Source organism: Methylobacillus pratensis (assembly GCF_054072455.1).
Genome location: NZ_JBSUSR010000004.1, coordinates 1 through 19,666, shown reverse-complemented (window position 1 = coordinate 19,666; position 19,666 = coordinate 1). Strand labels below are relative to the sequence as shown.

The window sequence follows — 19,666 nt, the reverse complement described above, 5'->3', positions numbered from 1 at the left end:
GCTGTATCCGTTACAATTGCGGGACTTCCATTATAAGTGCTGGGGCTTTATTTATGTGCAATAAGCTGTTTGCTGGGCGACGCGGGTATTTCCTCGGTTTCGTCGCCAGTTTCGGGCTGGTGGGCCTGGCCTTGTTCCTGCAGCAGAAATACAACCTGGAGCCCTGTCCATTGTGCATCTCCCAGCGGATTGCATTCATGGCGCTGGGGGTATTGTTCCTGGTTGCCGCGCTGCATAATCCCGGCAGCCTGGGCCGCAAGGTGTACGGCCTGTTGCACGTCATTGCCGCGGTGACCGGCATCGGCATCGCGGCACGCCATATCTGGATCCAGGCCAACCCGGACAAAGTGATGGCCGAATGCGGCGCGGGGTTTGACTACATCATGGAAACCTTTCCGCTGAAAAAGGCATTGGACTTGATCTTCAAGGGCACCGGCGAATGCTCGGCGATAGACTGGACCTTGTTCGGCCTAACCATTCCGCAGCTTTCCCTGGTCGCGTTTGCCGGCCTGGGGCTGTTCGCCGTCTTGTTGGCCTTCCACAAGAAAGCCTGATTTGGAATTCCGGGCAGGCCAGCCAGGCATGCCCAGCAACTGATTGAAACTACATGTATAAAACCCTGGATGATTTCGTAGGCAACACCCCCCTGGTCAAGCTGCAGCGCATGGCGGGCAAGACCAGCAACACCATATTGCTCAAGCTCGAAGGCAACAACCCTGCGGGCTCGGTGAAGGACCGGCCGGCGCTTTCCATGATCAAGCGGGCAGAGGCGCGCGGCGACATCAAGCCGGGCGATACCCTGATCGAGGCGACTTCCGGCAATACCGGCATTGCGCTTGCCATGGTGGCGGCGATGCGAGGCTACAAGATGGTGCTGGTGATGCCGGACAACCAGAGCGTGGAACGGCGCCAGAGCATGAAGGCCTACGGCGCCGAGCTGGTGCTGACGCCGCGCGACGGCGGCATGGAGCTGGCGCGCGACGTGGCGACCAAGCTGCAGGCGGAGGGCGAGGGCATCGTGCTCGACCAGTTCGCCAACCAGGATAACCCGTTGGCGCATTACGAAGGCACCGGGCCTGAAATCTGGCGCGATACGGCAGGCAAGATCACGCATTTCGTCTCCAGCATGGGCACGACCGGCACCATCATGGGCACTTCGCGCTATCTCAAGGAACAGAACCCTGATATCCGCATCGTCGGCGTGCAGCCTGACGAAGGCGCGCAGATTCCCGGCATCCGTAAATGGCCTGAGGAATACCTGCCCACAATTTATGACGCCAAGCGCGTCGACGAGCTGATGTACGTCAACCAGGAAAATGCGGAAAAAATCACGCGCAGGCTGGCGGAGGAAGAAGGCATCTTTGCCGGCATTTCCTCCGGCGGCGCCTTATATGCGGCATTGCAGCTCTCCAAGCGCGTGGAGAATGCCGTGATCGTGTCCATCGTCTGCGACCGCGGCGACCGTTACTTATCCACCGGAGTATTTCCTGCGTAGGTCGCACAACAATCCTTGCTTTACCGGGCGGCAAGCCCTGCGTCATCTTGCCGCCTTTCCTTTTTTTCTCTGTGTATTCTTTTATTGCTGGCTCGTGTTTCCGCTGCCGGCGCAGGCCATTACCAGCATCAGCATAGAGGCTGATAGTGTTGAAACGCCCTCGGCCAACCTGCGCAAGGTGCGCGGAGAACTGGGGCTGGACGGCAATGTAAGCCTGCAGGCGGAGCTCAAGCAGGAGGAGGGTGCTTCCTGGCAGCCCTTGCGCCTGGATTGCGCGCAGGCGGCGCAACCCGTCGCGCGGGAGTGGCGTTGCGAGCGCGGCGAGTTCGGTACCACCGGCGTGCACGTGCCATTCAGCCTGACCGTCAAGCAAGCTGCGGCCCAGGGTCAGCATTACCAGCTCGCCCTGTCGCTTAACAATGCCTCGTTCAACAACCAGGCCGGTACGCAGGCGGCAGAAAAGCTCAATGCCGATCTATCGCTGGATGTGCGCAAGCAGGCCGGCGGTTGGCAATGGCAGGCGTCGGTGCATTGGCGCGATGGCGAGCTTTACTGGCATCCCTGGTATTTCGCCGAGGGCGGGCACCGTCTGGTTGCCAATGGGCATTATGCCGGGGATGAGCTGGCGGTGGAGGCGGCCGATATCACGCTCGCCAAGGTGGGCAAGGCTGCGCTGCGCGCGCGCTGGAAGGCGGGGAACCTGCAGGATCTGTCCCTGGACGCAGACCGCCTGGAACTATCGGTGCTCTATTCATTGCTGCTGCAGCCTTTGCTGGCTGATAGCGCCTTGAATAAGCTGGATATCGCCGGCCAGGCCAGCGTGAAGTTCGAGCTGCGCGACGGCGAGCCGGTTTCTGCGTTGCTAGCGTTCAAGGATGTGGATATGGAGGACAAGGAAGGCCGCTTTGCGCTATACAAGCTCAATAGCCATATCCCGTGGTCGTATGATGAGCCGCACGTGGTCCAGCTCGCCTATGCCGGCGGCCATTTCCTCAAGATTCCCCTGGGAGAGGCCAGCGTGCTGGCTGAGGTCAACCGCTATTCATTGACCATGTCGCAGCTATACCTGCCTATCCTTGACGGCGCGCTCAGCCTGACGGATGTCTCGGCCACCCGTGCCGCGGGGGAGTGGCATTGGCACCTGCGCGCCAATCTCGTACCGATCTCCATGCCGGCGCTGAGCCAGGCGCTGGGCTGGCCGCGCATGGAAGGGAAGGTGGCTGCGGCGATCCCGATGGTCACTTATAGCCGCGGCCAGCTTACGGCCAATGGCGACATGCTGTTCCAGATGTTCAACGGCAGTATCGCCGTGCGTAACCTCGGCATGCAGACCCCGCTGGAGGCGGCTTCCAGGCTGCATGCCGACCTGGAGTTGCGCAGGCTGGACCTGGGCGACATCACGCGTACCTTCTCGTTCGGGGCGATCGAGGGCAAGCTGGATGGCGATGTGCGCAACCTGGAGCTGTCCAACTGGCAGCCCGTGAGCTTCGATGCGCGCTTCTACAGCAGCCCGGGCAGCTATCGCAAGAAGATCTCCCAACGCGCGGTGGAGAATATTACCGCGCTGGGCGGGGCAGGGGCTGCTGCGGCGATACAGCGCAGCGTGCTGCGCTTCTTCAGCGAGTTCAACTACAAGCAGATCGGCTGGAATTGCCAGTTGCGCAACGACGTTTGCCAGATGAGCGGCGTGGAATATACCCCGCAGGGCTATGTGATCGTCAAGGGCAGCGGCATCCCGGCGATCACGGTGATGGGCTACAACCACAACGTGGGATGGAGCGATCTGCTCACACGCCTCAAGCGCGTCACGGAAGGCAATGCCAGCCCGGTGATCCAATGACCGTTATCTCGAGCTTTGCATACAGACAAAGGGCTGGCTGAGGTACAATCCCGAGTGATAAACGGCGGCGAACCGGCTGCCAATGCAAGAGGAAACATGCGATGCAAATTACCTGGAAATGGGTGGCGCCCTGGCTGTTGGTGCTGGCGCTGCCGGCCTGCGTCACCATCAATATCTACTTCCCGGCGGCTGCGGCGGAAAAGGCGGCAGACCGGATCATTGACGATGTCTGGCAATTGAAGGAAAAGGCCGCGCCGTCCACCCCAGCAGAGGAGAAAGATAAATGAAGCGTTGCATCACCACATGCCTGTTGCTGGGCGGATTGTTGACCTCCGTACTGGCGCATGCAGCCGCGGACCTGGAGATCAACACCCCGGCTATTTCTTCCATCAAAAACAGCATGCAGGCCAGGCATGGGCAATTGTCCGGCTTCTATGCCAGCGGGGCGGTCGGCTTCACGCGCGATGGCCTGGTGGCGGTGCGGGACGCTAATGCCGTGCCGTTGGCGCAGCGCCAGAACCTCAACGCGCTGGTGGCGGCGGAAAACAACGACCGCAATGCGCTCTACAAGGAAATCGCCAATGCCAACAGCCATCCCGAATGGGAGGCAGAAGTGCGCAGTACCTTCGCCCAACGCTGGATCCAGAAGGCCCAGGGCGGCTGGTACTACCAGGACGGCAGCGGATGGGTGAAGAAATAGGCATGAAAACGAGCAAGGCCGCGACATGACGCCAACGCTGATATTCGACATAGAGACCGTCCCGGATACCGATGGCCTGCGCAAGCTGTACAGCCTGCCGCCAGGCACCACGGACGAGGACGTGGCGCGCGTGGCATTCCACAAGCGCCGCCAGCAGAATGGAAGCGAATTCCTGCCTTTGCACCAGCACAGGGTAGTGGCGATTTCCTGTGCGCTGCGCGAGGGCGATGGGTTTCGCGTCTGGACGCTGGGCAGCCCCGATGCGCCGGAACAGGAAATCATCCAGCGCTTTTACGACGGCATCGAGAAATACACTCCCAACCTGGTTTCCTGGAATGGCGGCGGGTTCGACTTGCCGGTACTGCATTACCGTGGGCTCGTGAACGGCATCGTCGCGCCGCGCTACTGGGACATGGGCGAGGACGACCGCGAGTTCAAGTGGAACAATTACATCAGCCGCTACCATACCCGCCACCTGGACCTGATGGACCTGCTGGCGCTATACAACGGCAGGGCCAATGCGCCGCTGGACGAGATCGCGCAATTATGCGGCTTCCCCGGCAAGCTGGGCATGGACGGCAGCAAGGTATGGGAAGCCTTCGCGAACGGCGAGATCAACGCGATTCGCGATTATTGCGAAACCGACGTGGCGAATACTTATCTCGTGTATCTGCGCTTCCAATTGATGCGCGGCGTGCTGGACCAGGCCGCCTACGAGCGCGAAGTCGCATTGGTGCGCGACACCCTGGCCGGATACCAAGGCCGGCATTGGCAGGAATTCTTAAATCACTGGCAGCAATGACATCGTTGTCAGGCATGACTTGAAACAACCCATGAGCACTACTCCTATTGCATTAGTCGAATCCCTGGATCACGAAGGCCGCGGCGTGGCCCACGTCGAGGGCAAGACCATCTTCATCGACGGCGCCCTGCCCGGGGAGCATGTCACCTACAAGACCCGCCGCCGCAAGGACAGGTATGAGGTCGCCGACGTGGTGGACGTCTTGCAGGCTTCGAATTTGCGCACCCAGCCCGCTTGCGAGCATTTCGGCGTCTGCGGCGGCTGCGCCATCCAGCACCTGGAGTTTTCAGGGCAGGTGGCAGCCAAGCAGCGCATGCTCGAGGGCAATCTCTGGCATATCGGCAAGACACGTTCCGAACGCATGCTGTCGCCGATCTACGGCCCCGCCTGGGGATACCGCCACAAGGCGCGCTTGCGGGTGCGCCATGTGGCGAAGAAGGGTGGCGTGCTGGTCGGCTTCAATGAAAAATCCAGCAGCTTTGTCGCAGACATGGATAGCTGCAAGGTGCTGCCGCCCCATGTTTCCGCCCTTATCGTACCGATGAAGGAGCTGGTGGGCCAGCTCAGCATACGCGACCGCCTGCCGCAGATCGAGGTGGCGGTAGGGGAGCTGACCACGGTGTTGGTGTTGCGCATACTCGAGCCCTTGCAGCCGCAGGATGCCGCGCCCATCAAGGCGTTTGCCGACCGCTACGGCGTGGAGGTCTGGACGCAGAGCAAGGGGCCGGATACCGTGCAGCCGTTCTACCCGCAGCAAGGCCCGGGGCTAAGCTATTCCCTGCCCGAATTCAACCTGACCTACCCGTTCAAGCCCACCGAGTTCACCCAGGTCAACCCGCACATCAACCGCGTGATGCTGCGTCGCGCGATGCAATTGCTGCAGCCGCAGCCGGGCGAGCGTATTGCCGATTTTTTCTGCGGCCTGGGCAATTTCACCTTGCCGATTGCGCGCAGCGGCGCCTCGGTGTTCGGCATGGAAGGCTCGGCCGCGCTGGTGGCGCGTGCCAATGAAAGCGCGGCCCTCAACGGGCTGGACGGGCAGGTGGAGTTCCAGGAGGCGGATTTGTTCAAGATGACGCCGGAGCTGTTGCAGTCCCTGGGCCGTTTCGACAAATGGTTGATCGACCCGCCGCGCGACGGCGCGATCGAGCTGGTGAAGGCATTGCCCGATATCGATGATGCGGATGCCGATACGTCGCACGTGCCGCAACGCATCGTGTATGTGTCGTGCAACCCGGCGACGTTGGCGCGCGACGCGGGGATATTGGTGCATACCAAGGGATACCGCTTGCTGGCCAGCGGCGTGATCAATATGTTCCCCCATACATCGCACGTGGAGTCCATCGCGTTGTTCGAGAAGGCAGGCCCGTGATGTGGCGGCAGGTATGGCGGCTCGGCAGCCTGGTCACCATGATGGTGGCATCGCTGCTATTGCTGGATGCCTGCAGCCGTGACACCGCCCCGGTGCAAATCCGCAGCGCGGTCAGCCAGTTGCCGCAAACGCTGGACCCGCGCTATGCCACCGATGCCGCTTCCGCGCGCGTCAACCGCCTGTTATACCGCTCCCTGGTCGATTTCGACGCCCATGCCCGCCCGACTTCATCGCTGGCAAGCTGGCGCGTGCTATCGCCGCGCCTGTTCCGCTTCACCCTGGGGCAGCATGGCCGCCATTTCCACGATGGGCGCTACCTGACGGCGGAAGACGTCGCCGCGACTTACCAGTCCATCCTGGAGCTTGCGGATTCCCCGCATGCTGCCGAGTTCGCCAATATCAGCAAGATAGAGGTGCGCGACGAGAATACCCTGGATTTCTTCCTCAATGACGCGGACAGCAATTTCCCCTCGCGCCTGATCCTGGGAATCCTCCCTGCCGAACTGATCGCGCGGCAGCACGACTTTTCGAACGAGCCTGTCGGCAGTGGCCCGTTCAAGTTTGTCTCCTGGCAGCGCTCCCTCAAGCTGGAGCGCCGGTCAGACCGGAAGCGCTTCGTGTTTGAGGAAATCCGCGACCCGACCGTGCGCGTGCTCAAGCTGGTACGCGGCGAGACGGATATCCTGCAAGGCGACTTGCCGCCGGAGCTGGTTAGCTACCTGCAAAAGCAGCCGGGGCTGCAGGTGCAGGAGTCCGAAGGGTCCAATTTCGCCTACATCGGACTCAATTTGCAGGACGTTGTCCTGCAAAATCCGCTGGTGCGCCAGGCATTGGCACATGCGATCGACCGGGAATCCATCATCAGGCATACCCTGGTCGGAGGCAGCCGGTTGGCGGAAAGCATCCTGCCGCCCGAACACTGGGCGGGCAACGGCAACCTGCAGCCGTATGAATACGACCCGGCGCTGGCGCGCGAACTGTTGCAGCACGCCGGGGTCAGCCTGCCATTGAAGTTGGTCTACAAGACCTCCACCGATGCACAGCGGGTCCGGCTCGCCACTATGATGCAGGCGCAGATGCGCGAGGCCGGCATCCAGCTCGAAATCCGCAGCCTGGACTGGGGAACCTTTTTTGACGACATCAAGCGCGGCAATTTCCAGCTTTACGGCCTGATGTGGGTGGGGATCAAGACGCCGGAAATTTACCACATGGCGTTCCATTCCTCCTCCATCCCGCCCAAGGGCGCCAATCGCGGCCATTATGCCGACCGCAAGACGGACGAGTTGATCACCGTGAGCGACTGGGCGAATGTCGCCGCGCGCGTTCACGAGCAATTGCCTTATATCCCGCTCTGGTACGAAGGCCAGTTCGCCGCCACACGCAATAACATCACGGGCTACCTGCTGCAGCCGGACGGAAGCTGGGACGGCCTGGTCAACGTCAAGCGTAGCAAGCTGAGGTCCGTATTCCCAGGCAAGAACCCATTGGAAGGGTTCTAGATGAGGATCGAAGTCTCCGTCCCGTTGCAAAAGCTGCGCGTGCTCGACGATACCGGGCGCTTGCTCAGGGAATATCCTGTATCCACGGCGCTCAATGGGGCCGGCGAGCAGAAAAACAGCTACTGCACGCCTCGCGGCCTGCATGTCGTGCGCGCCAAGATCGGTGCCGGACAGCCGCTGGGAGCGGTTTTCCGCGGCCGCAGGCCCACGGGCGAAGTATGGACGCCAGCACTGCATGCGCAACATCCCGGGCGCGACTGGATATTGACGCGCATCCTCTGGCTGTCCGGCTGCGAACCCGGTTTCAACCGCCTCGGTAACGTCGACAGCATGCAGCGCTACATCTATATCCACGGCACTCCGGATAACGAACCCATGGGCGAGCCGCATTCCCACGGCTGCATCCGCATGTGCAACTCCGATGTGCGCGAGCTGTTTGACTTAGTGCCGGCCCAGACCCAAGTGATGGTGCTGGATGCTTAAACGCGTGCTGGGCATTGTGCCGGTGGTCTTCGGCGTCCTCTTGCTCACATTCCTGCTGGTCCACCTGGTGCCGGGCGACCCGGTCGAGGTGATGCTGGGCGAGTCCGCCCCCATGGCGGACCGCGACAAGCTGCGTGCGGACCTGGGGCTGGACCAGCCTTTGCCGGTGCAATTCGCTAATTACCTGGCGGCGTTGTCACACGGGGATTTCGGCCGCTCCATCCACAGCCGCAAGCCGATCGCCGACACCCTGCTGGAGCGCCTGCCTGCCACTGCCATTCTGGCGTTATGCGCCTTGTTGATTGCCATCGGGCTGGGCTTGCCCCTGGGAATTGTCGCAGCCTTGAGGCAGGGCAAATGGCAGGATAGCCTGGCGACATTGCTGAGCCTGGCCTTGTCCGCCATGCCGCACTTCTGGCTCGGCCCCTTGTTGATGCTGCTGCTGGCGTTGTGGCTGGGCCTGTTGCCGGTCAGCGGCATGAGCGAGCCGGGCTCCATCGTGCTGCCTGCGCTGACCTTGGGCTTCGGCCTTGCGGCGATCCTTACGCGCATGACCCGCGCCAGCCTGCTGGAAGTATTGAACGAGGATTTTGTCCGTACCGCGCGCGCCAAGGGCATCAGCGAACGAAAAGTGATCCTGCGGCATGCCTTGCGGGCTGCGTTGTTGCCGATCGTCACCGTGGTCGGCTTGCAGCTGGGCAGCCTGCTGGCGGGTACAGTGATTACCGAGACCGTGTTCGGCTGGGAAGGCATAGGGCGGTTGCTGGTGGAGTCGATAGAAAAGCGTGATTATCCGGTGACGCAGGCCTGCGTCGTGGTCATTGCGCTGACTTACGTCGTGATCAACCTCCTGACCGATGTCCTGTATGCCCGGCTCGATCCCAGGGTGAGGTTCGCCTCGTGAAGTGTTGGCCATATTGGGTATTGGCCTTCTGGCTCGGGGCGGTGGCATGCTCGCTATTGCTCGACTTGAAGCCGGACGACATCGACTTGGCACAAGTGCTGGTTGCACCGGGAACAGATCACGTGCTCGGCACCGACGACCTCGGCCGCGATATCGCCGCGCGGCTTGCCGCCGGGGCGGGCGTTTCCATGCTGGTGGCATTGCTGGTGACGGCCGTGACGCTGAGCGTAGGTACCGCGATTGGATTGCTAGCCGGCTATTGCGGCGGCTGGGTGGACCGGGTGCTGATGCAAGTGACCGACGTATTCCTGGCCTTTCCCGGTATCCTGCTGGCGATCGCATTTGCCGCAGTGCTGGGGCCGGGCCTGGACAACCTGCTGCTCGCATTGTGCATGACTTCCTGGGTGGGCTATGCCCGCCTGACGCGTGCCCAGGCCCTGAGCCTACGCCAGCGCCAGCATGTGCAGGCAGCGCAATCGCTGGGGGCGTCGGCAGGCCGCATCATGCGCAAGCACATGCTGCCCCTGTTGGCGGCGCCATTGGTGGTGGAAGCGACCTACAGCATCGCCGGCCTGGTGATCGCCGAAGCTAGCCTGTCTTTCCTCGGGCTGGGCATCCAGGCGCCGCATGCCTCCTGGGGCGCCATGCTCAGGGAGGGCGTGCGCTATCTGCTGGTCGCGCCGCATTACGTACTGGCGGTGGGCATCAGCCTGATGTCGGTGGTGCTGGCGGTCAATGTGCTCGGAGACCAGCTGCGCGACGCTTGGGATGTCAGGCGCGCCAAGGATTGAGAGGAGGGGCCATGCAACAGCGCACTTACCGGTATTATGATTTCGTGATGGTGGCGTTCGTGGTGGTGCTGGTCTGCTCCAACCTCATCGGCCCGGCCAAGATCGCCCAGCTCGATTTGCCGCTGGTCGGCACCCTCACTTTTGGCGCCGGCGTGTTGTTCTTCCCGATTTCCTACGTGTTTGGCGACGTGTTGACCGAAGTCTACGGCTACGCCCGCTCGCGCCGCGTGATCTGGACCGGATTTGCCGCACTCGCATTTGCTTCTGCGATGGCCTGGATCATCGTCGCCTTGCCGCCGGCCCCGTTCTGGGAGAATCAACATGCCTACGAAATCGCGTTCGGCTCCGCGTGGCGCATATCGCTGGCCGGGTTGATCGCTTTTGCCTGCGGCGAGTTCGTCAACTCCATGGTGCTGGCGAAAATGAAGGTCTGGACCGAAGGACGCTGGCTCTGGATGCGCACCATAGGCTCCACCATCGTCGGCGAAGGCGTGGATTCGCTGCTATTCTACCCGCTGGCATTCTATGGCAGCGGCATCATCCCGGACGACAAATTGCCGCTGGTGATGCTGGCGCAATTTCTCGCCAAGACCGGGGTTGAGGTAGTATTGACGCCGGTGACCTACCGCGTGGTGGCATTCCTCAAGCGTGCCGAGAACGAGGACTACTACGACCGGCATACCGATTTCAATCCGTTCCGCCTGCAATAGCGGGCTTTTACACTGACTTGACTGAATAAACATGACACTAGGCCCCATCATGCTCGACGTCGTCGGCACCGAGCTTACCAAGGAAGACATTCGCCGCATCCGCCATCCCCTGGTGGGCGGCGTCATCCTCTTCGCGCGCAATTTCGAGTCGCCCTCGCAACTCAAGGCGCTGACGGACAGCATCCATGCCATGCGCCAGCCCCCCTTGCTGATTGCGGTCGATCATGAAGGAGGGCGCGTGCAACGCTTCCGAGAGGGCTTCACGCGCATCCCGCCCATGCGAGAATTCGGCAAGATCTGGGACGAGCATCCGCGCAAGGCAAGGCAACTGGTGGAGGAGGCGGGGTGGATCATTGCGGCGGAGTTACGCGCACATGGCATTGATTTCAGCTTCACGCCCGTGCTCGACATGGATTACGGTGAAAGCCAGGTGATCGGCGACCGTGCCTTCCACGGTGATAAGCAAGCCATCAACGAACTGGCGTTTTCACTGATTCAAGGCCTCAAGCGCGGCGGCATGGCGGCCGTGGGCAAGCATTTCCCAGGCCATGGCTATGTGGTGGCGGATTCCCATGTGGCGATCCCCGTGGACGAGCGCGATTTCGACCAGATCGCTTCAACGGATATGCAAACCTTCCGCCAGCTCATCGACGACGGCATCCAGGCCATCATGCCCGCCCATGTCATCTATCCCAAGGTGGATGACAAACCCGCAGGCTTCTCCGAGCGCTGGTTGCAGAAAGTGCTACGCCAGCGCCTGGGTTTCAATGGCGTGATCTTCAGCGACGACCTGTCGATGGAAGGCGCAGGCGTGGCGGGAGACGTGACCCAGCGTGCGCTGGCGGCGCTCAATGCGGGCTGCGACATGGTGCTGCTCTGCAACCAGCCCGACAAGGCAGACGAACTGCTTGCCAATTTAAAATGGGACATCCAGGCGCAGAGCCTGGCACGGCTTGCCCGCATGCATGGCGGGCGGCATCCTTCCAGCATGGTGGCCCTGCATGAAGATCCTGACTTCATGCATGCGGTACACCGGGTCGGCCTGGTAGGGAAGGCAGATGGGGATTTGCCGTTTGTTTGATGCCTAGATTTATTCAGAAGAGCGGCTCTAGAATTCTTTATTGATGAATAGGCAATAAAAAAACCCGCCGGAGCGGGTTTTTATCAGTTCGATGCCAAAAATTAGGCGGAGAACTTGGAGCGGCTACGTGCAGCAAAGCCGATCAGGCCCAGGCCTAGGGCCAGCATGCCGTAGGTGCTTGGCTCAGGTACAGCCGCAGTGATAGTGCCGGTGTAGGTGCCATTGAAACCTTGGGGCAGAACAGCATTACCTTCGATTACTAGCCTGTAGGATGCAGGACCGCTAACATTGCTGGTCAGGAAGCCGAAGGAAAATTGTGGGAGTGGGTTGGTAATATCATTCGCGATATAGCCCAACTCGGGGCCAACAACAACACCATCAACTACACTGAAAAGCTTGAAGCCTGTGAAAGAAATTTCACCTACTGGAGTGCTGGCAGTGATGCTTGCGTTGAGCAAACGGTCACCATTAACAGTAAAATCAAGAATATGGCTGAATACGCCATTACCAATGAATCCGGTATGAGCGAAGTTATAAACTTCTACATCTGGTGAAGAGTTCTGATCGCCGCCAACCAAAGCTGGATTGGCATAGGCACCAGCAGATGCGCCGATCAGTGAAACAGCCAACAAGATTGCCTTGAGATTCATTGCTTTCATTTCATTGCCCCTAGAAAAAGTTAAGTTTTAAAGTAACACGTTAAGTCAATATTTTTTAGAATATTGAAATAAATCTGAACTAACGATGCCTGAACAGAATATGCTGTAGCAGGGGTAGCAACAATAGCCCGATGGGACTAATAGATTTGAGGTCGTGAAGCTCATGAACAGGCTCTTGGCTCTTACCGTATTTATTAGCGCTAATCACGGCGATATGGTTGAAACTTTCATGGTTATTGGCTAGTCTTAGCCATAGTTTCGGTTTTTTACTAGGGGGTACATTAGAGATGCAAACGAATTATCAAGTCGCCAATACCCAAACGCTGCCGACAGGCGCGCATAAGGTATTGCGCAATACTTACATGTTGCTGGGCCTGACCATGGTGCCGACCGTGATCGGCGCGCTGGTCGGCATGACCATGAATTTCTCTTGGATGGCCGCCAGCCCGATCATGTCCTCACTGATCATGCTGGCAGTGATGTTCGGCCTGTTCTTCGCGATTTCCGCCAACCGCAACAACAGTTTCGGCGTGGTATTGCTGCTGGGCCTGACCTTTTTCATGGGCCTGATGCTCGGCCCGATCCTGCAAGTGGCATTGAACCTGCGTAACGGCGGTCAGCTGGTTGGCCTGGCTGCAGGCGGTACCGGCCTGATCTTCCTGACCTTGTCCGGGATTGCCAGCACTACCAAGAAGGATTTCAGTTTCCTCGGCAATTTCCTGTTCGTCGGCCTGATCCTGTTGATCATTGCCTCGCTGGCTAACCTGTTCTTCCAGGTGCCTGCCGCTTCGCTGGCGATTTCTGCCGTGGCAGTGCTGTTGTTCTCCGGCTTCATCCTGTTCGATGTGAACCGCATCGTACGTGGTGGCGAGACCAACTACGTGATGGCAACACTGGCCTTGTACATCAACATCTACAACCTGTTTGTCAATCTGCTGCAATTGCTGATGGCATTCATGGGCGAGCGTGATTGATCTTTAGCCGCTGAGCCAAGAACCCGTCCTTGTGGCGGGTTTTTTGTTTCGGCATATCATTAGGCATATCCTGTCGAATTCAATACATGACTGACCTTACCGCCAACTGGCCCTCTCTTGGCTCAGCGATCAAGCAGCGCACGCCCGGCATCCCAGTGACCAAATGCCTGATAGCCGCCAACCTGCTGGTGTTTGTGCTGATGCTGTTCAATGGCGCCGGTTTCTGGCACTCCCCCAATACTGTGCAGCTTGCCTGGGGAGCCAATTTCGGCCCGGCGACGCAGGATGGGGAGTGGTGGCGCTTGTTCACGGCCTTGTTCCTGCATTTCGGTGCCGTGCACCTGACGCTGAACATGATCGCGTTCTGGGACGGCGGCCAGCTCGTGGAGCGTATGTACGGTCATTGGCGTTACCTCGCGATCTATCTGGTCAGCGGCTTGGCGGGCAACCTGCTTTCGCTGGTATGGCAGGGTAACCAAGCGGTTTCCGGCGGGGCCTCGGGTGCGATTTTCGGCATCTACGGCGCGATGATCGTTTTCCTCTGGCTGGAAAGGGCATTGCTGGACCGCCATGAGTTCCGCTGGCTGTTCGGCGGTGCCTGCGTATTCGCGGTCGCGACCATCGCATTGGGTTTCATGATTCCCGCGATCGATAATGCAGCGCATATCGGCGGGTTTGTCGCGGGCATGCTGACCGGCTTGCTGTTGATGCGCGGCTTGAAGCCGCAAGAAGTAGTGCCGCGCCTGCCCAGGCTGATCGGCGGCGGCTTGCTGCTGGCTGCGGTTGCCGTCATGCTGCTCAAGCTGCCCACGCCTAAATACAGCTGGGGCGATGAATTGCTGTTGCAGAAGGAAATCAATGCCTTCATCCAGGAAGACCAGGCGATCAATCGCTCCTGGCTGCATATCATGCATGAAAGCAAGCAGGGCAACGTGACTTATCTGGAGTTGGGGGAGCAGATCGAGAACGATATCACCGACCGCTACCAGGAGCGCTACGAGGCCTTGTCGCAACTGCCCTACGACCCCAACCTGCCGTCTGCCGCCAAGCTGGAGAACATACTGCAATACACCAAGCAAAAACGCGATGCTTCCCGGGCTTTGGCCGAGGAGCTCAAGCAGGGCAGGAAGCCGGCCAAGCCTGTTCCTTGAGCATTGGACCTACCTGGTCTTGAGCCTGTCCAGCCATGTCACTAGCAGCGATAGCAGCCAGAGCATGGCCTTGAAGGTGTTCATGACCGGGATCAGGCTCCAGAACACGCTGCCGAGAATCTGCCTGCAGAGCATGGATTTGAAACAGGCCGTCTTGTAGATGGTGGAAAGCAGGCACAGCCCAAGCGATACGAAGTAGATCACGATATACTCTTCTGGAATCATTGTTTCCTCCTCGGTTCTCTTGCCTGTTTATTGGGCGTTCATATCAATTGTTGCCGGGTTTTTCTGCCTTTTGTTGCCGTCGCCGTTCGGCAAAGAATTGGGTAAGCGTAGCGCTGCACTCTTCCGCCAACAGGCCGCTTTCCACCTTGGTGTGGTGGTTGAGTTTTTCTTCTGCCATGAGGTCGATGACGCTGCCGCAAGCACCGGTCTTGTAATCATGGGCGCCAAATACCAGGCGTGCGATACGGGCGTGCTGGATTGCGCCTGCGCACATGGCGCAAGGCTCCAGCGTGACATACAAGGTGCAGCCGGTCAGGCGGTAGTTGCCCAGCCCGGCTGCGGCATCGCGCATGGCGCGGATTTCGGCATGGGCGCTGGGGTCGTGGCCCGCAATCGGCGCGTTGCTGCCGCGGCCAATTACCACGCCGTCTTTCACGACCACGGCTCCTACGGGGACTTCGCCGATCAAGGCCGCTTCCTGTGCCAGCTGTAGTGCGATGCGCATGAAATATTCGTCGGTGGCGGGGTTTTCTATATGAAGTGCTGGCATCAACAATCTAGTCTTTCAATCAATGACCGTAATTCTGCCATGGTTTTGCGATCAGCATGCACTTCTGCATGTGGTCCGTATCGGAGCGCGAGGTAAAGCTGGGTGATGCGGGCAATCTCTGCCGCGTTCTGCGGTAACAACGTGCTGGCGCGTTGCTGGATGCTGAGCGGCCCTTCGCCGGCCCCGGCCTGTATGCCGCGGCGCGAAAGCTTTGCCAGGTAGCGCAGGTAGAGCGTTTGCGCCGGGTCGATTGGCATGCGCTTGCGGCGGAACAGCAGGGCGCACAGCAGCAACGACATCAGCAGCAGGCTGCCGGTCAGCCACAGCATGAGTTGCTGCCAATTGACTGTCGTGCCCGTCATGCGCGAGAGCAATTCGAGCTGGCGCTGCTGGTTGTAGCCGAGCACCCATTGGTTCCAGCCGTTGTTGACGGCGTCCCAGTTCAGGTACAGCTTGCGTAGCCAGGCGTGATCCTGCCGTGCCAGGATGGGCAGCAGGGTATTGTCGGCCAAGGCGGTATTGATGCCGCTATCCACCCGGGCTGGCGCGGCAGCGGCGGTGGGGTCCAGCCTGACCCAGCCCCGGCCTTCCAGCCAGACTTCCACCCAGGCATGGGCATCGGATTGGCGCACGATCAGGTATTGTCCCACGGGATTGGTTTCACCGCCTTGGTAGCCCGTGACAATGCGGGCAGGAATGCCGGCGGCGCGCATGAGATAGGCAAAGCTGCTGGCATAGTGTTCGCAGAAGCCGCGCTTGCTGCTGAAGAGAAAATCGTCGATAGCATCGTCGCCAAGCTGCGGCGGGGTCAAGGTGTAGAAAAACCCCTGGCTGCGGAACATCGTCAATGCGGCATTGATGATGCGTTCCGGCGTTTGCAGCTCCCGTTGCCAGTCCATTGCCAGTGCGCGGCTGCGCGGATTGCCGCCCGGAGGCAGTTGCAATGCGCGGGCAAGCTCCCTGCTGCCGAGCCCGGCAGCCAGATGGTATTGCGTATGGGAGCTGCCGTTATAACGCATCCGCGTACGGACCGGCATGGGCGCGAGCACTTGCCTTTCGCCGGTGAGGAAAGTGCCTGCCGGCAGGATGTGCGGCACATCCAGCATCAACAGCCAGCGGCGGTTGTGCGGTTCCAGCGTCATGGTATAGCCGACGGCCTCTCCCAGCCCTTCCAGTTTTTCCACTGCATGGTCATTCCCTGCCATGTGCCAGCCGCGGCCGTCGAATTGCCAGAGCACCGGCCCGCGCCAATAAAGCTGCCGCTGCGCGGGAATTTCCCCCTGGAACTGCACGCGGAAGGCCACTGCGCCGGACAGGCTGAGCTCGCTGATGTCGCCTGGCCGCATATGGTCGCTCAAGCCGCTCATGGCGCGGTAGGCATCCTGTGGCACGCCCCAGAGCGGGCCGGGAATGCGCGGGAACAGCAGGAATAGGAGCATCATCAGCGGCGCTGCCTGCAAGAGCAGCATCACGCCAAGGCGGCTGCGCACGCGGTGGGGCAGGATGCCGTGCGGGTAGCTGATGCCGACCAGGCACGCTGTCAGGCCGAATACCGGGAGCAGCAGGTAGCCGCCGACCCATAGCGACTGGTCGAACAGAAAGGCGGTGACGGTGAGGAAGTACCCGGCAAAGATCAGGATGACGTAATCGCGCCGGGTGCCGGACTCCATGAGCTTGAGCGACAGCATCAGCGCAAGCAGCGCCACGCTGGCGTCGCGCCCGAACAGGGTGCGGTATTGCAGGTAGATCCACGCGACGCCCAGCAGGGTGATGGGCAACAGCAGCCATAGCCTGGGCATGGCCCACTGCCTCCATTGCAATAGCAGGCGCCAGGCCATGAATAACAGGATCAACGCGCTGGTCCACAACGGGAAGTGGCTGAAATGCAGCGCCATGGCGAGCAGCATGGCCCCCAGTAGCCAGTGGAGGTCGGCCTTGCCGGGCTTGATGGCGAGGCTCATTCAGCCTTCAGCAGGGCAAGCGCGCGCAGGCAGGCTTCATAATGGGCTTGGCTATGAGCGGGAGCGATATTGGCGCCGGGCAGGCGCAAGCCGTAACGCTGGTTGGCGTCATGCGCCTGCATGACCCAGCTGGTGAGCTGGCTCAGGCGCTGCTCCAAGTCGTTGCCGAGCGTCTGGGCCAGGTCCAGCCAGACCTCCTGCTGCGCTTCGGCATGGAATTCGCGGCTGTACATGCCTTGCTCGCGCGAGGATGCCTTCCAGTCTATGCGGCGCGGGGAGTCGCCGCGCTGGTAGAGCCGCAAGCCGGCAAAGTCTTCGTCCCCTGCCTGGGGGGGGAGACTGCCACCCCGGCCCGGCATATTGCCTTGCGGCAGTGGCAGGGAGCTGGATGCAGGGCGGGGATACACCAGGCAGTGTACGCCGGGTTCCAGTTTGCTCCACGCGCGAAACAGGCCGCCGGGGAACCCGGTGGAGAGGGTAAGTGTGCCGATATCGTGCCAGCCGCGCTTGAGCGTCGGGCTGCTGATTGCCAGCAAGCCTATGCCATTGGCGGGCACATCGACGAATAAAGGCGCTTGATTTCCGATGCTGGCGGCAATCGCGAGGCGTTCACGCCCGCGATCCTCGGCCAGGGATATTTGTAGCAGGACATCCTGCCCGGCGAAAACCGCGGATGGCGGGATAGTCTCTACCTGCAGCCACGCCAGGTTACGCCAGGTATGCAGCAGAGAGACCAGCGCCATGCCTGCAAGTAGGAAGGTGAGGATGAAGCCCAGGCTCAAGGTGTAATTGATCGCGCCTGTGAGCATGGCGAACAACACGATGGCAAGGCCCCAGCCAGCGCGGCTGGGCATGATGTAGATCCTTTGCGGCGTCAGCCGGGCGGGCAAGATTGCGCTGTGCCGCCGTAACAGCCTGGTCGGCCAGGCTGGCTTGATGTCAGGGGATGGCGACGGCATTCAGCAGATGCTGGGCGGTGTCCGCGACGGCACTGCCAGAGATGGGCTGCAGGCGATGGCCTGCCACGCCGGGCAGCACGGCCTGGATGTCCTCGGGGATGGCGAAGCCGCGGCCATGGATCAACGCCCAGGCTTGCGCGCATTGCCGCAGCGCCAGCCCGGCGCGGGGAGACAGGCCTGCCGTGAACTGGCTGGAATTGCGGCTGTATTGCAACAGCGCTTGCAGATAGTCCAACAGCGCATCGGAAAGATGGACACAGTCCACTGCCTGTTGCAGAGTGATCAACCCGGCAGCATCAATCGCCTGCTCCGGCGCATGGACGCCGTGGCGCCCGCCATTGTTCCGCAGCAGGGCGCGTTCGGCGCGCGGGTCCGGGTAACCCAGCTTGATGCACATGAGGAAACGGTCCAGCTGCGATTCCGGCAGGGCGAAGGTGCCGATATGCTGGGACGGGTTCTGGGTGGCGATCACGAAAAAAGGCGTCGGCAATGCGCGCGTTTCGCCTTCCAGCGTCACCTGGCCTTCCTCCATCACTTCCAGCAGCGCGCTCTGGGTCTTGGGCGTGGCGCGGTTGACTTCATCCGCCAGCAGCACCTGGGTAAACACCGGGCCGGGATGGAACTTGAAGTCGGCTTCATTGCGGTCGTAGACCGATACGCCGAGGATATCGCCCGGCAGCAGGTCGCTGGTGAACTGCACGCGGTTGAACTGCAAGCCCAGCACCTGGGCCAGCGTATAGGACAAGGTGGTCTTGCCCATGCCTGGCAGGTCCTCGATCAGCAGGTGCCCGCGCGCGAGGAGGGCGGCAAGGGCCAGCTTGATTTGCTGCTCCTTGCCGAGAATGATGCGGCCGGTATTGTGGATGATGGCCTGGATCTGGGCCTGCATGCTGTTTCCTTAAGGTTTGTTTCAATCGACCTGCTGCTTCTGGCCCCAGCGCACCAGCACGAACGTCAGCCCGAGCATGAGGCCCGCGCCGACCCAGAGCACCACTTCCATGGGGTCGGGCGTGACTTCCTGCACCGGCATGATGATGAGTTTGCGCAGCACCAGCACCATGGCGACCTCGATAAAGGTTTCCACTTCCAGCTTGGCGCCCATGAGGTATCGGATCTCGGCGGAAATCAACGCCGAGATCGACCACAGCAGCATCAGCGTGCCCAGGGCGTTGAGGAAGCCGTGCACGAGGTTGTTGGCGGCAAAAGCCTCGCGCACATCGATGAAAAATAGCCAGGTGAACATCATCACCGACACTGCGAGCGCCAGCCCGATGGTGATATGCGCGAAACCATTCAGCCAAAGCATGGCGCGGATGGTGTAGCGGTTGATGACGTTGAATTCGCGTGGAAAATGGTTCTGTGCCATGGTTGTGCCCTGTCTCCCCTTTGTTTGTTTATGGCGTGTTGTTATTCAACGGCATCATTGCTTGATTTTTGAGGTGGGACGCCGCTAAGAACCTGTTCGCGATCTTTTCATCAGGCACGTTGTCCCGGCAGCGGCTGCGCTGCC

The 19,666-nt window shown here is 60.6% G+C and carries 22 protein-coding genes; 15 read left to right on the top strand and 7 right to left on the bottom strand.

What is annotated here, in order from left to right:
• Positions 1–53: 53 nt before the first annotated feature.
• From ACW4YW_RS09560 to nagZ, 13 genes are all read left to right on the top strand, one after another.
• Complete coding sequence (locus ACW4YW_RS09560; protein ID WP_457137328.1) at positions 54–554, top strand: disulfide bond formation protein B; 501 nt, start codon at positions 54–56, stop codon at positions 552–554.
• A gap of 53 nt (positions 555–607) precedes the next feature.
• Positions 608–1,495: a cysteine synthase CysM gene (gene cysM, locus ACW4YW_RS09555; RefSeq protein WP_457137327.1), complete on the top strand. Its 888-nt coding sequence runs from the start codon at positions 608–610 to the stop codon at positions 1,493–1,495.
• Positions 1,496–1,589: 94 nt separating this feature from the next.
• A complete protein-coding gene (locus ACW4YW_RS09550; RefSeq protein WP_457137326.1) occupies positions 1,590–3,335 on the top strand; it encodes a hypothetical protein in 1,746 nt (581 codons plus the stop codon).
• 101 nt (positions 3,336–3,436) lie between these two features.
• A complete protein-coding gene (locus tag ACW4YW_RS09545) occupies positions 3,437–3,622 on the top strand; it encodes a hypothetical protein (protein WP_457137325.1) in 186 nt (61 codons plus the stop codon).
• Complete coding sequence (locus ACW4YW_RS09540) at positions 3,619–4,035, top strand: YdbL family protein (RefSeq protein ID WP_457137324.1); 417 nt, start codon at positions 3,619–3,621, stop codon at positions 4,033–4,035. Before ACW4YW_RS09545 ends, ACW4YW_RS09540 begins: the two co-directional genes overlap by 4 nt.
• Positions 4,036–4,060: 25 nt before the next feature.
• Positions 4,061–4,837 carry a 3'-5' exonuclease gene (locus ACW4YW_RS09535; RefSeq protein WP_457137323.1) on the top strand — a complete coding sequence of 259 codons (777 nt, stop codon included), beginning with the start codon at positions 4,061–4,063 and terminating at the stop codon, positions 4,835–4,837.
• Between the two features lie 31 nt (positions 4,838–4,868).
• Positions 4,869–6,209: a 23S rRNA (uracil(1939)-C(5))-methyltransferase RlmD gene (gene rlmD / locus ACW4YW_RS09530; RefSeq protein ID WP_457137322.1), complete on the top strand. Its 1,341-nt coding sequence runs from the start codon at positions 4,869–4,871 to the stop codon at positions 6,207–6,209.
• Positions 6,209–7,708 carry an ABC transporter substrate-binding protein gene (locus ACW4YW_RS09525; protein ID WP_457137564.1) on the top strand — a complete coding sequence of 500 codons (1,500 nt, stop codon included), beginning with the start codon at positions 6,209–6,211 and terminating at the stop codon, positions 7,706–7,708. The genes rlmD and ACW4YW_RS09525 overlap by 1 nt, the downstream gene beginning before the upstream one ends.
• On the top strand, positions 7,709–8,191 hold the full coding sequence (locus ACW4YW_RS09520) for a L,D-transpeptidase family protein (protein WP_457137321.1): 483 nt from the start codon (positions 7,709–7,711) through the stop codon (positions 8,189–8,191).
• Complete coding sequence (gene nikB / locus ACW4YW_RS09515) at positions 8,184–9,095, top strand: nickel ABC transporter permease (protein ID WP_457137320.1); 912 nt, start codon at positions 8,184–8,186, stop codon at positions 9,093–9,095. The genes ACW4YW_RS09520 and nikB overlap by 8 nt, the downstream gene beginning before the upstream one ends.
• Positions 9,092–9,886 (top strand): ABC transporter permease, encoded by a 795-nt coding sequence (locus ACW4YW_RS09510; RefSeq protein ID WP_457137319.1) that lies wholly within the window; start codon positions 9,092–9,094, stop codon positions 9,884–9,886. The genes nikB and ACW4YW_RS09510 overlap by 4 nt, the downstream gene beginning before the upstream one ends.
• Positions 9,887–9,897: 11 nt before the next feature.
• Positions 9,898–10,596, top strand: coding sequence for a queuosine precursor transporter (locus ACW4YW_RS09505; protein WP_457137318.1), 699 nt, complete (start codon positions 9,898–9,900; stop codon positions 10,594–10,596).
• Positions 10,597–10,627: 31 nt separating this feature from the next.
• Complete coding sequence (nagZ, locus tag ACW4YW_RS09500; RefSeq protein WP_457137317.1) at positions 10,628–11,677, top strand: beta-N-acetylhexosaminidase; 1,050 nt, start codon at positions 10,628–10,630, stop codon at positions 11,675–11,677.
• A 101-nt stretch (positions 11,678–11,778) separates the two neighbouring features.
• On the opposite strand, the gene ACW4YW_RS09495 is transcribed toward nagZ, so the two are convergent.
• Complete coding sequence (locus ACW4YW_RS09495) at positions 11,779–12,336, bottom strand: FxDxF family PEP-CTERM protein (RefSeq protein WP_457137316.1); 558 nt, start codon at positions 12,334–12,336, stop codon at positions 11,779–11,781.
• Positions 12,337–12,623: 287 nt separating this feature from the next.
• On the opposite strand from ACW4YW_RS09495, the gene ACW4YW_RS09490 reads away from it, so the two are divergent.
• Positions 12,624–13,310 carry a Bax inhibitor-1/YccA family protein gene (locus ACW4YW_RS09490; protein ID WP_457137315.1) on the top strand — a complete coding sequence of 229 codons (687 nt, stop codon included), beginning with the start codon at positions 12,624–12,626 and terminating at the stop codon, positions 13,308–13,310.
• Positions 13,311–13,396: 86 nt separating this feature from the next.
• Entirely contained in the window at positions 13,397–14,461 is a 1,065-nt protein-coding gene (locus ACW4YW_RS09485) for a rhomboid family intramembrane serine protease (RefSeq protein ID WP_457137314.1), read from the top strand.
• A 9-nt stretch (positions 14,462–14,470) separates the two neighbouring features.
• Here the strand turns inward: ACW4YW_RS09485 and ACW4YW_RS09480 are convergent, their stop codons facing one another.
• From ACW4YW_RS09480 to ACW4YW_RS09455, 6 genes are read right to left on the bottom strand one after another with little or no spacing between them, the layout of a single operon-like run.
• Positions 14,471–14,686: a hypothetical protein gene (locus ACW4YW_RS09480; RefSeq protein WP_407993777.1), complete on the bottom strand. Its 216-nt coding sequence runs from the start codon at positions 14,684–14,686 to the stop codon at positions 14,471–14,473.
• 43 nt (positions 14,687–14,729) lie between these two features.
• Positions 14,730–15,236, bottom strand: coding sequence for a tRNA adenosine(34) deaminase TadA (gene tadA / locus ACW4YW_RS09475; RefSeq protein ID WP_407993776.1), 507 nt, complete (start codon positions 15,234–15,236; stop codon positions 14,730–14,732).
• On the bottom strand, positions 15,236–17,197 hold the full coding sequence (locus tag ACW4YW_RS09470; protein ID WP_457137313.1) for a transglutaminase TgpA family protein: 1,962 nt from the start codon (positions 17,195–17,197) through the stop codon (positions 15,236–15,238). Before ACW4YW_RS09470 ends, tadA begins: the two co-directional genes overlap by 1 nt.
• Positions 17,194–18,156 (bottom strand): DUF58 domain-containing protein, encoded by a 963-nt coding sequence (locus ACW4YW_RS09465; protein ID WP_457137312.1) that lies wholly within the window; start codon positions 18,154–18,156, stop codon positions 17,194–17,196. The genes ACW4YW_RS09470 and ACW4YW_RS09465 overlap by 4 nt, the downstream gene beginning before the upstream one ends.
• Entirely contained in the window at positions 18,137–19,045 is a 909-nt protein-coding gene (locus tag ACW4YW_RS09460) for an AAA family ATPase (RefSeq protein ID WP_457137311.1), read from the bottom strand. Before ACW4YW_RS09460 ends, ACW4YW_RS09465 begins: the two co-directional genes overlap by 20 nt.
• A 21-nt stretch (positions 19,046–19,066) precedes the next feature.
• Positions 19,067–19,522 (bottom strand): phosphate-starvation-inducible PsiE family protein, encoded by a 456-nt coding sequence (locus ACW4YW_RS09455; protein WP_309566792.1) that lies wholly within the window; start codon positions 19,520–19,522, stop codon positions 19,067–19,069.
• Between the last annotated feature and the right edge of the window lie 144 nt (positions 19,523–19,666).

Excerpts from the sequence above, each read along its gene's own strand:
- cysM (WP_457137327.1), top strand. The coding sequence starts at position 608 with ATGTATAAAACCCTGGATGATTTCGTAGGCAACACCCCCCTGGTCAAG.
- ACW4YW_RS09545 (WP_457137325.1), top strand. The coding sequence starts at position 3,437 with ATGCAAATTACCTGGAAATGGGTGGCGCCCTGGCTGTTGGTGCTGGCG.
- ACW4YW_RS09470 (WP_457137313.1), bottom strand. The coding sequence starts at position 17,197 with ATGAGCCTCGCCATCAAGCCCGGCAAGGCCGACCTCCACTGGCTACTG.
- nagZ (WP_457137317.1), top strand. The coding sequence starts at position 10,628 with ATGACACTAGGCCCCATCATGCTCGACGTCGTCGGCACCGAGCTTACC.
- ACW4YW_RS09520 (WP_457137321.1), top strand. The coding sequence starts at position 7,709 with ATGAGGATCGAAGTCTCCGTCCCGTTGCAAAAGCTGCGCGTGCTCGAC.
- ACW4YW_RS09485 (WP_457137314.1), top strand. The coding sequence starts at position 13,397 with ATGACTGACCTTACCGCCAACTGGCCCTCTCTTGGCTCAGCGATCAAG.
- nikB (WP_457137320.1), top strand. The coding sequence starts at position 8,184 with ATGCTTAAACGCGTGCTGGGCATTGTGCCGGTGGTCTTCGGCGTCCTC.
- ACW4YW_RS09495 (WP_457137316.1), bottom strand. The coding sequence starts at position 12,336 with ATGAAAGCAATGAATCTCAAGGCAATCTTGTTGGCTGTTTCACTGATC.
- ACW4YW_RS09480 (WP_407993777.1), bottom strand. The coding sequence starts at position 14,686 with ATGATTCCAGAAGAGTATATCGTGATCTACTTCGTATCGCTTGGGCTG.
- tadA (WP_407993776.1), bottom strand. The coding sequence starts at position 15,236 with ATGCCAGCACTTCATATAGAAAACCCCGCCACCGACGAATATTTCATG.
- ACW4YW_RS09505 (WP_457137318.1), top strand. The coding sequence starts at position 9,898 with ATGCAACAGCGCACTTACCGGTATTATGATTTCGTGATGGTGGCGTTC.
- ACW4YW_RS09540 (WP_457137324.1), top strand. The coding sequence starts at position 3,619 with ATGAAGCGTTGCATCACCACATGCCTGTTGCTGGGCGGATTGTTGACC.
- ACW4YW_RS09460 (WP_457137311.1), bottom strand. The coding sequence starts at position 19,045 with ATGCAGGCCCAGATCCAGGCCATCATCCACAATACCGGCCGCATCATT.
- ACW4YW_RS09525 (WP_457137564.1), top strand. The coding sequence starts at position 6,209 with ATGTGGCGGCAGGTATGGCGGCTCGGCAGCCTGGTCACCATGATGGTG.
- ACW4YW_RS09560 (WP_457137328.1), top strand. The coding sequence starts at position 54 with ATGTGCAATAAGCTGTTTGCTGGGCGACGCGGGTATTTCCTCGGTTTC.
- ACW4YW_RS09455 (WP_309566792.1), bottom strand. The coding sequence starts at position 19,522 with ATGGCACAGAACCATTTTCCACGCGAATTCAACGTCATCAACCGCTAC.
- ACW4YW_RS09490 (WP_457137315.1), top strand. The coding sequence starts at position 12,624 with ATGCAAACGAATTATCAAGTCGCCAATACCCAAACGCTGCCGACAGGC.
- ACW4YW_RS09535 (WP_457137323.1), top strand. The coding sequence starts at position 4,061 with ATGACGCCAACGCTGATATTCGACATAGAGACCGTCCCGGATACCGAT.
- ACW4YW_RS09465 (WP_457137312.1), bottom strand. The coding sequence starts at position 18,156 with ATGCCGTCGCCATCCCCTGACATCAAGCCAGCCTGGCCGACCAGGCTG.
- rlmD (WP_457137322.1), top strand. The coding sequence starts at position 4,869 with ATGAGCACTACTCCTATTGCATTAGTCGAATCCCTGGATCACGAAGGC.